12 protein-coding genes are annotated in these 13,378 nt (G+C 73.3%); 4 read left to right on the plus strand and 8 right to left on the minus strand.

The window, feature by feature from the left end:
• The first annotated feature begins 125 nt into the window (after window positions 1-125).
• Together SLP03_RS27485 and SLP03_RS27490 are read left to right on the plus strand one after the other, a co-directional pair.
• Window positions 126-2,321, plus strand: coding sequence for a hypothetical protein (locus tag SLP03_RS27485; protein WP_319463543.1), 2,196 nt, complete (start codon window positions 126-128; stop codon window positions 2,319-2,321).
• Between the two features lie 288 nt (window positions 2,322-2,609).
• Window positions 2,610-3,695, plus strand: coding sequence for an AI-2E family transporter (locus SLP03_RS27490; protein WP_319463555.1), 1,086 nt, complete (start codon window positions 2,610-2,612; stop codon window positions 3,693-3,695).
• 75 nt (window positions 3,696-3,770) lie between these two features.
• Here the strand turns inward: SLP03_RS27490 and SLP03_RS27495 are convergent, their stop codons facing one another.
• From SLP03_RS27495 to SLP03_RS27525, 7 genes are all read right to left on the minus strand, one after another.
• On the minus strand, window positions 3,771-4,580 hold the full coding sequence (locus SLP03_RS27495; RefSeq protein ID WP_319463544.1) for an alpha/beta hydrolase: 810 nt from the start codon (window positions 4,578-4,580) through the stop codon (window positions 3,771-3,773).
• Between the two features lie 66 nt (window positions 4,581-4,646).
• Window positions 4,647-4,973, minus strand: a complete 327-nt coding sequence (locus SLP03_RS27500; RefSeq protein ID WP_319463545.1) for a hypothetical protein — start codon at window positions 4,971-4,973, stop codon at window positions 4,647-4,649.
• A gap of 66 nt (window positions 4,974-5,039) precedes the next feature.
• Window positions 5,040-6,086: a hypothetical protein gene (locus tag SLP03_RS27505; protein WP_319463546.1), complete on the minus strand. Its 1,047-nt coding sequence runs from the start codon at window positions 6,084-6,086 to the stop codon at window positions 5,040-5,042.
• Window positions 6,083-6,577: a SigE family RNA polymerase sigma factor gene (locus SLP03_RS27510; RefSeq protein ID WP_319463547.1), complete on the minus strand. Its 495-nt coding sequence runs from the start codon at window positions 6,575-6,577 to the stop codon at window positions 6,083-6,085. The genes SLP03_RS27505 and SLP03_RS27510 overlap by 4 nt, the downstream gene beginning before the upstream one ends.
• Window positions 6,578-6,617: 40 nt before the next feature.
• Window positions 6,618-8,408 carry a 3-hydroxybutyryl-CoA dehydrogenase gene (locus SLP03_RS27515; RefSeq protein ID WP_319463548.1) on the minus strand — a complete coding sequence of 597 codons (1,791 nt, stop codon included), beginning with the start codon at window positions 8,406-8,408 and terminating at the stop codon, window positions 6,618-6,620.
• 118 nt (window positions 8,409-8,526) lie between these two features.
• Complete coding sequence (locus tag SLP03_RS27520; RefSeq protein ID WP_319463549.1) at window positions 8,527-9,591, minus strand: alpha/beta hydrolase; 1,065 nt, start codon at window positions 9,589-9,591, stop codon at window positions 8,527-8,529.
• 90 nt (window positions 9,592-9,681) lie between these two features.
• Window positions 9,682-10,152, minus strand: coding sequence for an FHA domain-containing protein (locus SLP03_RS27525; protein ID WP_319463550.1), 471 nt, complete (start codon window positions 10,150-10,152; stop codon window positions 9,682-9,684).
• A 239-nt stretch (window positions 10,153-10,391) separates the two neighbouring features.
• On the opposite strand from SLP03_RS27525, the gene SLP03_RS27530 reads away from it, so the two are divergent.
• Complete coding sequence (locus tag SLP03_RS27530; RefSeq protein ID WP_319463551.1) at window positions 10,392-11,894, plus strand: aldehyde dehydrogenase family protein; 1,503 nt, start codon at window positions 10,392-10,394, stop codon at window positions 11,892-11,894.
• Window positions 11,895-11,903: 9 nt separating this feature from the next.
• Here the strand turns inward: SLP03_RS27530 and nucS are convergent, their stop codons facing one another.
• The gene (nucS, locus tag SLP03_RS27535) at window positions 11,904-12,563 is read right to left on the minus strand and encodes an endonuclease NucS (protein WP_319463552.1); all 660 of its coding nucleotides are present in this window, start codon (window positions 12,561-12,563) and stop codon (window positions 11,904-11,906) included.
• A 71-nt stretch (window positions 12,564-12,634) separates the two neighbouring features.
• Here nucS and SLP03_RS27540 point away from each other — a divergent pair, with 71 nt between their 5' ends.
• Window positions 12,635-13,252, plus strand: a complete 618-nt coding sequence (locus tag SLP03_RS27540) for a DUF4126 domain-containing protein (protein ID WP_319463553.1) — start codon at window positions 12,635-12,637, stop codon at window positions 13,250-13,252.
• The last annotated feature ends 126 nt before the right edge of the window (window positions 13,253-13,378 follow it).

The raw sequence follows: 13,378 nt of genomic DNA on the forward strand, positions 1-13,378 counted from the left end.
CGGGTAACCGGTGGAACCCCGCGCCGTCATGCGTTTCCCGCCGATTCGGCCGGATCAGTGAAGTAGGTCCCAACAGGGGCGTCCGTATCGCCCCAGCAGAGCCGGATGCGTGTGAGGATGGGGGCATGTCGCACGGCGAGGAACTGTTCGCTCTCGGCGGGGACGTGACCACGGAGCCCAGCTTCGAGTCCGCTCTGCGGGGGTACGAGAAACGACAGGTCGACCGGTACGTCGCTCGTGCGGAGCACGAGATCGCAACCCTGACGGCCGAGCGTGAGCAGGCGTACACGCAGATCCACAAGCTGGCCGGCCAGGTCGAGGTGCTGCAACGCGACCTCGCCCAGGTGCGCAAGCAGATTGGCGTGGTAGACCGCGCCTCGTTCCGGCACCTCGGCCCCCGGGTCGAACAGATCCTCATCATGGCCGAGGAGCAGGCGGACGACATCCTCACCTCCGCCAACGAGGAGATCGAGGCCCGGCGGGCGGCCGCCGAGCACATCATCGAGGAGGCCCGGAAGCAGGCCGCCCAGGCGCTCAAGGACTTCGAGATCGCCCTCGCCGCCCGGCGGGCCGAGGAGGAGCGACACACCGCCGCCCGCAAGTCCGAGGCCGACGCCAGCTTGAAGGCCGCCAAGGCCGAGGCCGACGCCAGCTTGAAGGCCGCCAAGGCCGAGGCCGACGCCAGCTTGAAGGCCGCCAAGGCCGAGGCCGACGCCAGCTTGAAGGCCGCCAAGGCCGAGGCGGAGAAGCTGCGCAAGACGGCCCAGGATGCGCTGGCCAAGGCCCAGCAGGAGGCCACCCAGCTCCGGGACACCGCCAAAGAGATCCACACGCGGGCCCAGCAGGAGGCCACCCGGCTGCGCGAGTCGGCCAAGGAGGCCCTGGCCAAGGCCCAGCAGGAGGCGACCCAGCTCCGCGAGGCCGCCAAGGAGATGCACGCCAAGGCGCAGCAGGAGGCCAAGCGCCTCACCGAGTCCGCCGCCGAGGCCGGCCGGGCCACCCACGCCAAGGCCCTCCAGGAGGCCAAGAAGATCGTCGACGACGTCGAGGAGGCGGCGAAGGCCACCCGCGGCCGGGCCCGGCAGGAGGCCACCCGGCTGACCACCGAGGCCGCCGATGCCGGCAAGCGCAACCGGGCCGAGGTCGAGGCGTACGTCCAGCGGATGCGGAGCGAAACCGAGGCGTACGTCCAGCACGCCCGCGCCCAGACGCAGCAGGAGCTGGGCGCCTGGCGGGCCGGCGTGGAGCAGGAGGTCAACTCCCGACGGGCGGCGGCCGACAAGGACCTGGCCCGGCGCCGCGCGACCGCCGAGCAGGAGTTCGCCAAGCGCCGCGACGAGCTGGACAAGCAGCACACCACCCGGCACAACGAGCTGGAGAAGCTGCACAAGACCCGGCAGGCCGAGCTGGAGACCGGGTACGCGGCCAAGCGGAACGAGATCGAGCAGGGTGCGGCGGCGGTCCGCGAGGCCGCCGAACAGGACGCGCTCACCATGCGGCGCCGGGCCGAGGACGAGGCCGCGGAGCTGCTCCGCCGGTCCGAGGCCGACGCCGCCGACAAGCGCCGTAAGGCCGACGAGCACGTCGCCGCGTCCCGACGCCAGTTCGAGGAGTACGCGGCCACCACCCAGCAGCACCTGGCCACCACCCAGCAGCACCTCGCCGCCACCCAGCAGGAGATGGCCGCCGGCCGGCAGCAGCTCGCCCAGGTGATGCTGGAGATCGCGCAGGCCCAGCAGGAGCTGGCCGACCTGCGGCAGGCGACCTGGAAGTCCCGGCAGGAGTCCGACGAGGTCCAGCGCAGGCTCGCCGAGCTGCAGTTGCAGGAGGCCAGCGCCCCGATGCCGGCCGGTCTGGCGGCGACCCCGGTCAGCCCCGGCGCGCTGGCCGGCGCGACCGGTGGCGGCTCGGGCCCGGGCAAGGGTAAGGAGCCGGACACCGGCAGGGGCAGCGCGCCGGCGCCGGCCAACGGCAGGGCGCCCGTTTCCGCCAACGGCAGGGCGCCGGTCTCCGCCAGCGGCACGGAGCCGGCGGCGGCGGCGGACACCCCGGCGGGAGCCAGGGAACCGGCCGGCGGCGGTGCCGCGGTCGACGCCGCGCAGAGCCGTCCGGCCGCCGAGCCGGTGACCACGGTGGACGGCGACGCCGCCGGCGCCGGGGTGGAGGGTGAGCCGACCGTGGCCGCCGTACCGGGCGAGGGCGGTCGGGGCGCCACCCCGACAAAGATCACCAGCACCGGCGAGAACGGCAAGCGGCCGACGAAGCCGACCGTCGACGAGCGCAGCGCCAAGCCGAGCACCGTCACGGTCGAGTCCGACTGACCGCCGGGCGACACCGGCGGGACGCTGGTCGGGGCGCCCACCGGGCCGCTAACCTCCCGGGCAGAGGCTCGCGCGGGCGCTGCCGGTCAACCCGGTCCGGCCGCCGCGGGCGCGGACGTCCGACGGCCAGGCCGCCGGCGCGGGATCCGGGGAGGTCGGGTGTCGCAGGACGAGCCGTCGGGGAGCGACCGACCGGACGACGAGGATCCGCTGGCCGTCCTTCCACCGGAGGACGGCACGGAGGCGGGCGGCGCGCGGACCGACGACGCCGCGCGGTCGGCCGTCCCGATGCCAGACCCGACGGAGTTCGAGGTGGGTGGGCCGAGCGGGCGCTTCGGCACCCCCGGCAGGCCGTTGCGGCGCAGCAGCTTCCTGATCGGCTTCACCGGGGCGCTCGGCGTGCTGCTGGCGTACGCGGTCTTCCTGGGCCTGCGCAACGCCGCCGGCATCCTCGTCCTGGTGGTCATCGCGCTCTTCCTCGCCGTCGGCCTCCACCCGGCGGTGGTCCGGCTGCGCGGCTGGGGCCTGTCGCACGGGCTGGCGGTGGCGGTGGTGACGCTGGCCATGGTGCTGCTGATCATCGGCGGGGTGCTGGCGCTGGTGCCCCCGGTGGTGACCCAGTCCGGGCAGTTCGTTCAGCAACTGCCGAGCTACGTCGACGAGCTGCGCCGCAACGCCACGGTCAACGACCTGGTCGAGCGGTACGACGTCATGCACCGGGTCCAGTCGGCCGCGAACGCGGACACCATCGGCCGGGCCCTCGGCGGCGTGCTGGGCGGCGCACAGTTGATCTTCGGCACCATCTTCCGGGCGCTGACCGTGCTGGTGCTGACGATCTACTTCCTGGCCTACTTCGACAAGCTGCGCGCCCTCGGGTACGCGCTGGTGCCCCGCTCCCGGCGGGAGCGGGTGCAGCTGATCGGGGACGAGATCCTGACCCGGGTCGGCGCGTACATGGTGGGGGCGCTCAGCATCGCGGTGCTGGCCGGGGCGACAACGTTCGTCTTCGCGCTGGTCGTCGAGCTGCCGTACCCGTTCGCGCTGGCGGTGGTGGTCGCGGTGACCGACCTGATCCCGCAGATCGGCGCCACCCTGGGGGCGGTCGTGGTGACCCTGGTGGGCCTCGCCACCGACCTGCCGGTCGGCATCGCCTGCCTGGCGTTCTTCCTGGTCTACCAGCAGGTGGAGAACTACCTGATCTATCCCAAGATCATGCGGCGCGCGGTCTCGGTCAACGAGGTGGCCGCGCTGCTCGCCGCGCTGCTCGGGGTGTCGCTGCTGGGCGTGGTCGGCGCCCTGATCGCGATCCCGACCGTGGCCGCCCTCCAGCTGATCCTCCGCGAGGTGGTCCTCCCCCGGCAGGAGTCCCGCTGACCGTCGGCGCGGCCAGCACCGCGGGTCGCCGCGCCGACCGTGCCCTCCGGAAGGGCGGCGTAGCAGCGAGCCCGGTCAGCCCGCCTGGTCGGGACGCGGACCGGGGACCGGAGTGTCGGCGAACGAGGCCACCGTCCGGTCGGCGTACGCGCTGACGTCGCCGGTCTCCACCGGGCCGTCCCAGGTCGTCGGCAGCGGCACCGGCACCGCCGGGTTGACCCGGCTGACGATCTCGTCCAGCACCGTCTCCGCGTCGCCCACCCAGAGGTGCTTGGCGCCGGGCACCCCGACCACCTCGGCCTGCGGCACCGCCGCGAAGCGTTCCCGCGCCTCGTCCGGCCGCAGGTAGTCGTCGAACTCGGGCACCAGCGCGGTGAGCGGCTTGCCGGACTCCGCCCAGACGGTCAGGTCCCCGGGCTCCGAGAAGCGCAACGGCGGGGAGAGCAGGATCGCCCCGGCCACCGCCGGGTCGCAGCCGTACTTCAGCGCCAGGTCAGTGCCGAACGACCAGCCGACCAGCCAGACGTTCGGCAGCTCGGCGAACTCCGCGTACTCGATGGCGGCGGCGACGTCGAAGCGCTCGCCGACCGCGGCGTCGAAGGTCCCCTCGCTGGTGCCGCGGACGCTGCTGGTGCCCCGGGTGTTGAACCGGAGCACCGCCAGGTCGGCCAGCGCGGGCAGCCGCCAGGCCGCCTTGCGGAACACGTGGCTGTCCATCATCCCGCCGTGGGTGGGCAGCGGGTGCAGGCAGATCAACGTGCCGGCCGGCTCCCGGTCCAGCGGCCGGGCGAGCTCGCCGACCAGCTTCAGGCCGTCGGCGGTGTGCAGCTCGATGTCCTCCCGGTGGCCGGGCAGGATCGACGACGCGCGGATCGGTGTGCTCACCGTCCCAGTCTGGCGCGCCGCCGCCCGGGTCGCCCGCCGGGGCGGAAACAGGGTGATCCAGATCGCTCAGCCGTGGCGGGGGGCGCTCCGGCCGCGCTGGACGGCCGGCCCGCGCCGGTCCCGTGCCCGCCAGCAGCCGCTGTGCCAATGCCGCCGGTCGGTGAGGTCACCCCGTTCGTCCGCCGGCCAGGCCACCAGGTGCGCCACCCCCGGACGGATCTCCTGGTCGCAGCCGGGACAGCGGTACGTCTTGGTCGACGCCCCGCCGCTGATCCCGCGTATCTGCCAGTCGCCGTCGCGCCACTGCTGGACGGTGGGCACGCCCTGGCGTACCTGCTCGGAGTCCAGCTGGCTGGTCTCGTCCTGGCGGGGACGGTTGCGACGGGGGCTCACGTCACCAAGCGTACGGTCCGACGGCCGGACCGCCCCGGGACGGGCGGTCCGGCCGGGGGTGGTGGCCTACCAGGTATGCGGGTCGGTCAGGTCCTCTGCCACCCGCGCCCCGGCCAGGACGGCGCTCGCGTCGGCCTCGGTGAAGCCCTTGTCGAGTCCACCGAAGGTGGCGATCAGGTGCGCCTTCGGGATCCCGAGCACCTCCAGCTTGGTGCCGTCGGGGTAGAGGTAGGCCGACCGGCCGTCAACGGTCCGGTTGCCCGCGGTCCGGCTGCCCGCGAGCTGGCTGGCGTAATCGAAGCTCACCCGCATCGTCGCGTTCTCCCCGCGCAGCAGGGTGAACCGCATGTTCACCCCGCCCGGGAAGGCGGAGACGTCCACGTCGCATGTCACCACCGTCGCCCCGGGCGGCAGGGTGGTGAGCCGCAACGGGCCCGGGCACCGTCTCGCCTGGTCCCACCGCAGCGCGTCGACCGCCCGCCGGAGCGCCGTCTGGTCCCTGCCGGCGGTGCTCGCCCGGGCGTACAGGCCGTTCACCGGGCGCCACGACAGGATCAGTCCACCGGTCTGGCCGGGCACCTCGCGGACAGTGCCGTCGAACGGCAGCGGCTCCTCCACCGCGTCGAAGGTGAATCCCTCCACGCCCCCCCGACTCAGCAACTCGACGGAGCGGCTCACCTCGACCAGGACGGGTCGCCCGCTTCCGACGGTGAATCGGACGGATTCGACCTCGTTCTGCCGGACCCCCCAACCGAGGTAGCGGGCGCGGGCCGGATCGACACCGAAGTGCAGCACCTGCGCGTCGGTGGCCACCCGCATGGGGTCGGCAACCGCGCCGGGCACCCCGTCGGCGCGGGGCGGCACCGGGGCGGCGACGGTCGGGGAGGCCGCCGTCCACGGCAGCCGCCCCGACAGCCCGCCGAGGTCCGCGCCGGTCACCCCGGCGAAGCCGAGGACGCCGACCAGGGCCAGGGCGGTGCCGGCGGCGGCCCGGCGGCGCAGCTGGCGGCGCCGGCCCCGGGCCCGGGACGTCCGCAGCAGGCGGTGGATGTCGGTCTCCCCCTCGGCGCGCTCCCGCAGCACCGAGGCGATCCGCTGGTCGAGGTCGGTCACGGCCGGCTCCCGTTCGTCGTCGGGACGCCGCAGCGCTCCCGGAGATGGGCGAGCGCCCGCATCGCGTGGGTACGGACGGTGACCGGGGAGCAGTCGAGGATCTGGGCGATCGTGGCGTCGTCCAGGTCCTCGTAGTAGCGCAGCACCAGCACGGCCCGCTGCCGGTCGGGCAGGGCGCGGATCAGCCGCCACATCTCGTCCCGGTCCGCCGCCTCCCCGCCGAGGTCGCCCCGGTGGGCGCGGTCGGCGAAGGTGTCCACGGCCAGCTCGCGGCTGGACCGCCGGCGCCACCAGGAGATGTTGGCGTTGATCAGCATCCGCCGGACGTAGACGTCGGGGCGGTCGGCCCGGGCGATCTTCCGCCAGTGCACGTACGCCCGCGCCAGCACGTCCTGGGTCAGGTCCTCGGCCCGGTGCTCGTCGCCGGTCAGCAACCGGGCCAGACGGACCAGGGCCGGGCCGCGGCTGCCGACGTACTCCTCGAAGGTCACACCCTCAAGACGCCGTCACCCGCGCCGGGTGTTGACCCGGTCAGCGACGAGTGTGATCGCGGAAACCGCGACCGCTCTTGCGGCCCAGGTAGCCGGCGGTGACCAGGTGCTCCAGCAGCGGCGCGGGGGCGAAACCGGGCTCGCGCAGCTCCAGGTAGAGCTCCCGCTGGATGGCCAGCGAGACGTCCAGGCCGACCACGTCGAGCAGCTCGAACGGACCCATCGGGTAGCCGCAGCCGAGTTTCATCGCGTAGTCGATGTCGTCGGCCGTCGAGTAGCTGGCCTCCAGCATCTTCACCGCGTCATTCAGGTACGGGAAGAGCAGCGCGTTGACGATGAAGCCGGACCGGTCGCCGCAGACCACGCCGGTCTTGCCCAGCGCGGCGCAGACCGCGCGGGCGGTGGCGGTGGTCTCCGGCGAGGTGCGGATGGTCTGCACCACCTCGACCAGCGGCATGACCGGCGCCGGGTTGAAGAAGTGCAGCCCGACCACGTCCGCCGGCCGCTGGGTGGCCATCGCGACGTCGATCACCGGCAGCGACGAGGTGGTGGTGGCCAGCACGACGCCCGGCTTGCAGATCTCGTCCAGGCTGGCGAAGAGCGCCTTCTTGACGCTCAGCTCCTCGACGACCGCCTCGACCACCAGGTCGACGTCGGCGAGGTGCTCCAGGGTCGCGGACCAGTTGATCCGGCCGAGCGCCGCCTCCCGGTCCTCCTCGCTGAGCTTGCCGCGCACCACGCCCTTGTTCAGGGAGGTCTTGACCGTCTCGAAGACCTTCGCGGACTTCTCCGCGCCGCGGGTCACCGAGACGACCTCGTACCCGGCCTTGGCGAACACCTCGATGATGCCGGTGGCCATCGTCCCGGAGCCGACCACGCCGACCTTCGCGATGGCGCGGGCGCCGTCCGCGAGCGCGGCCTGCGACGCCACCGGCGTCTGGTCGTCCGGTACGACCACCGGGGAGCCCGGCCGCTCGTAGGTGTAGAAGCCGCGGCCGGACTTCCGGCCGAGCAGCCCCGCGGTGACCATCTGCTTGATCAGCGGCACCGGCGCGTGCCGGCGGTCCCGACCGCCCCGCCGGTACATGGTGTCCAGGATCTCGTACGCGGTGTCCAGGCCGATCAGGTCCATCAGCGCGAGCGGGCCCATCGGCAGTCCGCAGCCGAGCTTCATCGCGGCGTCGATGTCCTCGCGGGTGGCGTACCGGCCCTCGAACATGCTCACCGCGTGGTTGAGGTAGCCGAAGAGCAGCGCGTTGGCGATGAAGCCGGCCCGGTCGCTGATGGTCACGTCGACCTTGCCGAGCCGCTCGCCGAGCGCCTCCACGTCGGCGACCACGTCGGCGGAGGTGACCACCGTGCGGACCACCTCGACCAGCTTCATCACCGGGGCCGGGTTGAAGAAGTGGATGCCGATCACCTGGTTGGGCCGGGTGGTGGCGACCGAGATCTCGGTGACGCTCAACGACGAGGTGTTGGTGGCCAGGATCGCCTCCGGCTTGCAGACCTTGTCCAGCTGGGCGAAGATCCGCTGCTTGAGGTCGAGGTGCTCGGGGACTGCCTCGATCACCAGGTCCACCGCGTGCAGCGCGTCCAGCCCGACCTGGAAGTCGACCCGGGAGTGCAGCGCGTCCCGGTCGGCCTCGGCGAGCTTGCCCTTGGCGACCGCCCGGTCGGTCGAGCCGGTCAGGTTGGCCCGGCCGCGGGCCAGGGCAGCCTCGGAGATCTCCACCGCGACGACGTCGATGCCGTTGCGGGCGAACACCTCGACGATGCCGGCACCCATGGTGCCCAGACCCACCACACCCACACTGGTGAACTCGCGCGCCACGACCGGCCTCCCCTGTTCGCTCCGCAGCCGACTTGAACGGCCGCTAAGGTTATGCGCCGGAGTCTGCCACGTGACGCTGCGTTGTCGAGACGCCGTGGGATATTTCACGCAGGGGGCCTCAGGCCGTCGCCGGCACCCCCGTGAGCGCCAGCAGCTCCGCCACGAACTCGACCGGCCGTTCCAGGTGCGGGCTGTGCCCACAGCCGGGCAGCACCACCTCCCGGTACGTTCCGCCGGCCGCCGCGTACCGCTCCAGCACTGCCCGGGTCTGCCCGATCATCGGCTGCGGCGGGCAGTCCGCCTCCCCCGGCCAGCCCGGCACCACGCCAAGCGACCCCAGGTACGCCAGGTCGAACAGGGAGGTGTCCGAGACGATCACGTCGGCGTCGCCGCGTACCCAGGTGACCGGCGGCTTGGCCGCGACGGCGACCAGCTCGTCGGCGATCCGGAAATGGGCCGGGGCGAGCGCGTTGAGCACGCCCCGCTCTCCCGGCGCGGTGCCCGGCCAGCGCGGCGAGGCGACCGCCGTGCCCGGGTAGTTGTCGTCCCCGGTGGCGGTGGAGAGGGCGCTGTCCAGCAGCAACTCCTCGTCCTCGCCGAGCGACGCCGGGTCGGCGACGTAGGTGGCCCGCAGCACCGTGCGGGGGCTGGTCGGGGCGTCCTCGCCGCGGTCCTTCGCGGCGAGCCGGGCGACGAAGTCGGGGTTCGCCGTGCCGGCCCCGGTGCCGGCGAAGTCGGGCGTGGTGGGGGTGCCGTCGAGGTCCCGGGTGCCGCCGAAGCCGTACGGGGAGACCGGCGCCTCCAGCAGCAGGGCGGCCACCCGATCGGGGTGGTCGACCATCAGCCGCATCGCCACGCCCCCGCCGAGTGAGTGCCCGACGACCACCGGCCGGGCGTCGGGGGCGAAGAGCCCCGGAACGTCGAGCAGGGCGGCCACGTCGTCGGCGAAGTCGCCCAGGCCGCGCGTCGCGTCCACCGGCCCGGTCTGCGTGTCGCCGTACCCGCGCAGGTCGGGCGCGACCACCCGGAGGGTCGCCGGCAGCCGCCGGATCAGCGGCTCCCAGAAGGCCGCCGAGGAGACGTTGCCGTGGACGAGCAGCACGGGCACGCCGTCCGGCGGGCCCGCCACCCGTACCGCCTGGGTGATGCCGTTCGCGGTCACGGTGTGCTGCGCGCTCTCCATCGGCGCATGGTGGCACGTCCGGCCGCCCGGGTCCATGGGCCCGGCCCACACCCCGGACCGACGGCCGGTGTGCCGGCCGCAGGTCCCGCCTCAGCGGTGGGCGTCGGCCGGAGCCGGTGGGAGCGGCAGGACCGCGCCGCGCTGCTCCACCTGCGCCCGCGGCGTGGCCGGGACGGGCAGCGGCAGGGTGGGCCGGTGGTCCCCGCGCGGCGCCGCGAAGCTCAGCCCGACCGGGTCGGTCCGGGCCACGCCGGGGTCGAAGTACCGCAGTTCGGTACGACCCAGCCGGATCACGTCGCCGTCGGTCAGCTGCTCGATGCCGACGATCCGGCGGTCGTTGAGCCAGGTCCCGTTGGTCGAGCCGAGGTCCACCAACGACACCCCCTCGGCGGTCAACTGGACCGCGGCGTGTCGCCGGCTCAGGTGCGCGTCGTTGAGCATGATCCCGGCGGTCGGCGCCCGGCCGATCACCTGCGGGTCACGGCCGACCCGGAAGCTCAGTCCCCGCATCGTTCCGCCCGCCACCGTCAACAGCGGCATCAGTTCCGGATGATCCTCCATGGATCGTCGCCCTCCACCCCACCATCGCCCCGCGGGTCAGCGTGCCACCTCGCCGTAATCGCCTCCACCACCGGGTGGTCACCTCCGCGACCCCGGGCGGTCAGCTCCCGTTCGCCGATTCGGTGGGCGCGCCGGGTGCAACCGACGCCCGGCGGCCGGCCGCGCCACCGCCCCGGGCGGGTGGCTCCCGGGCGAGGCGGGGCCTACCGGCGAGTAATGCTCGGGTCTAGACTTCCGCCATGACGGCTGTGCATGTCCCGGGAACCCCGGTCATCGAGGATGGTCGACTGGTGTCGACCAGCCCGGCGACGGGCGTTGAGGCCGGGCGACTCCCGGTGGCGACCGCCGAGGACGTGGCGCGGGCGGTCGCCCGGGCCCGCGACGCCGGCGAGTGGTGGGCCGGCCTCGGCTTCACCGGTCGCCGGGAGCGGCTGCTGCGCTGGCGGAGCCTGGTCGCCCGCCGGATCGAGGAGCTGGCCGAGCTGGTGCACACCGAGGGCGGCAAGCCGGTCGGCGACGCCGTCGTCGAGATCCTCACCGCGCTCGAGCACATCGACTGGGCGGCCCGCAACGCGCGGCGGGTGCTCGGCCCCCGGCGGGTCCGCACCCGGCTGATCCTCGCCGAGTTCACCGGCCACCTGGAGTACCAGCCGTTCGGGGTGGTCGGCGTGATCGGCCCGTGGAACTATCCCGTCTTCACCCCGATCGGCTCCGCCGCGTACGCGCTCGCCGCGGGCAACGCGGTGGTGTTCAAGCCGAGCGAGTACACCCCGGCCGTCGGGCAGTGGCTCGTCGACCGGTTCGCCGAGGTGGTGCCGGAGCAGCCGGTCTTCACGGCGGTGCACGGCCTCGGCGACGTGGGCGCGGCGCTGTGCCGGTCGGGGGTGGGCAAGCTGGCCTTCACCGGTTCCACCGCCACCGCGAAGAAGGTGATGGCCGCCTGCGCCGAGTCGCTCACCCCGGTGCTGCTGGAGGCGGGCGGCAAGGACGCGATGATCGTGGACTCGGACGCCGACCTGGACGCCGCCGCCGAGGCGTGCGTGTGGGGCGCGCTGACCAACGCCGGTCAGACCTGCATCGGCATCGAACGGGCCTACGCCGTCGACCAGGTCTTCGACGCCTTCGTCGACAAGGTGGTCGCCCGGGCGGGGCGGCTCACCGTGGGTCCCGACGGCGCGGACATCGGCCCGATCACCATGCCGTCGCAACTCGACGTGATCCGCCGGCACATCGACGACGCCGTCGAGCGGGGTGGCCGCGCGGTGCTCGGCGGCCCGGACGCGGTGCAGCCCCCGTACGTGCACCCGACCGTGCTGCTGGACGTCCCCGAGGACTCGACCGCCGTCCGTGAGGAGACCTTCGGCCCGACGCTCACGGTCAACCGGGTCCGCGACGTGGACGAGGCCGTCGAGCGGGCCAATGCCCTCTCGTACGGCCTGGGTGGTTCGGTCTTCGGCCGCAAGCGGGCGGTGGCGGTCGCGCGGCGGCTACGCTCCGGAATGGCCTCGGTGAACTCGGCCCTCACCTTCGCCGGGATGTCCACGCTGCCGTTCGGCGGTGTCGGCGACTCCGGCTTCGGCCGGATCCACGGCGAGGACGGGCTGCGGGAGTTCGGCCGGGCCAAGTCCGTCACCCGCCGGCGGGCCCGCTCGCTGCTGCCGTCGATGACGTTCGAGCGCACCCCGGCGGACGTCGCCCGCCTGGTCAAGGCCGCCAAGCTGATGTACGGCCGGAGTCGCTGACCGCCCGGGTCAGAACAGGGTCAGCTCGTCGCGCTCGATGCCGCGCAGCTTGTCGTAGTCGACCACGACGCAGCGGATGCCCCGGTCGGTGGCGAGCACCCGGGCCTGCGGCTTGATCTCCTGGGCGGCGAAGACGCCGGCGACCGGGGCCAGCAGCGGGTCGCGGTTCATCAGTTGGAGGTAGCGGGTGAGCTGCTCCACGCCGTCGATCTCGCCGCGCCGCTTCACCTCGACGGCGACGGCGCCGGAGTTGGCGTCCCGGCAGAGCAGGTCGACCGGGCCGATCGCCGTCATGTACTCCCGGCGGACCAGCGTGTAACCCTCGCCGAGGGTCGTCGGGTTGGCGGCCAGCAGCTCCTGCAGGTGCGCCTCGACGCCGTCCTTGCGCAGGCCCGGGTCGACGCCCAGCTCGTACGAGGTGTCCTGGAAGATCTCCTCCAGGGTGATCCGCAGTTCCTCGCCGGCCTTGTTGACGACCCGCCAGACGCCGGGGGCCTCCTCCAGCCGGCAGGGCGGGCTCATCCAGTTCAGCGGCTTGTACGCCCGGTCGTCCGCGTGGATCGACACCGAGCCGTCCGCCTTCACCATGAGCAGCCGGGTGGCTGGCGGCAGGTGAGCCGAGAGCCGTCCGACGTAGTCCACCGAGCACTTCGCAATCACCAACCGCACCCGACGAGACTAGCCGAGGCCCCACCCGTCGCCGACGAGCGGCACTGGCATGCCGGTGCGATGCTGTGATCATGCTCGAAGTCCTCACCGGTTCCGGTCTCGCCGCATCGGCCGGCCTGAACGCCTACATCCCGCTGCTCCTGATGGGTCTGCTGGCGCGCTTCACCTACCTCGTGAAGCTGCCCAGCGGCTGGCAGTGGCTGGGCAACGGCTGGGTCATCCTGATCCTCGCCGTGCTGCTCGCCATCGAGGTGGTCGCCGACAAGGTGCCGGTGGTCGACCACGTCAACGACGTGGTGCAGACGGTGGTCCGGCCGACCGCAGGCGGCCTCGCCTTCGGCGCCGGCTCCACCTCGGAGACCGTCACGGTCAGCAACCCGGACACCTTCTTCTCCTCGCACCAGTGGGTGCCGGTCGTGGTCGGGGTGCTGATCGCGCTCGGCGTGCACCTGCTCAAGTCGGCCGCCCGACCGGTCATCAACGCGACCACCGCCGGCTTCGGCGCCCCGGTGGCCAGCACCGCCGAGGACGCCACCAGCGCGGTGATGTCGGTGGTGGCGATCCTGCTGCCGGTGCTGGTGCTGGTCTTCCTGGTCGGCCTGGTGGCGTTCCTCTTCTGGTTCCTGCGCCGGCGCAGGGGGCGCCGTCGTGAGCGCCAGGCGGCGCGGGCTGCGGGGTTCCGGGTCTGAGAGGGCATCCCGTCTAGGTGTGTATGGATGTGTCTGTTTCGGGGTGGTCATCGCGCCAGGATGGGGTCGATTCGTGGGTCAGTCGACGGCTCATGTTGTCGATCATGGCCCAGTGGATGTGGGCGC

It is taken from the genome of Micromonospora sp. RTP1Z1, assembly GCF_033804685.1.
In the GTDB taxonomy this organism is placed as follows: Bacteria; Actinomycetota; Actinomycetes; order Mycobacteriales; family Micromonosporaceae; genus Micromonospora.

What these genes read in the sequence shown, in the direction of transcription:
- SLP03_RS27525 (WP_319463550.1), bottom strand. Translation starts at nt 10,152, where the DNA reads ATGGAGGATCATCCGGAACTGATGCCGCTGTTGACGGTGGCGGGCGGA.
- SLP03_RS27540 (WP_319463553.1), top strand. Translation starts at nt 12,635, where the DNA reads ATGCTCGAAGTCCTCACCGGTTCCGGTCTCGCCGCATCGGCCGGCCTG.
- SLP03_RS27520 (WP_319463549.1), bottom strand. Translation starts at nt 9,591, where the DNA reads ATGGAGAGCGCGCAGCACACCGTGACCGCGAACGGCATCACCCAGGCG.
- SLP03_RS27530 (WP_319463551.1), top strand. Translation starts at nt 10,392, where the DNA reads ATGACGGCTGTGCATGTCCCGGGAACCCCGGTCATCGAGGATGGTCGA.
- SLP03_RS27490 (WP_319463555.1), top strand. Translation starts at nt 2,610, where the DNA reads ATGCCAGACCCGACGGAGTTCGAGGTGGGTGGGCCGAGCGGGCGCTTC.
- SLP03_RS27485 (WP_319463543.1), top strand. Translation starts at nt 126, where the DNA reads ATGTCGCACGGCGAGGAACTGTTCGCTCTCGGCGGGGACGTGACCACG.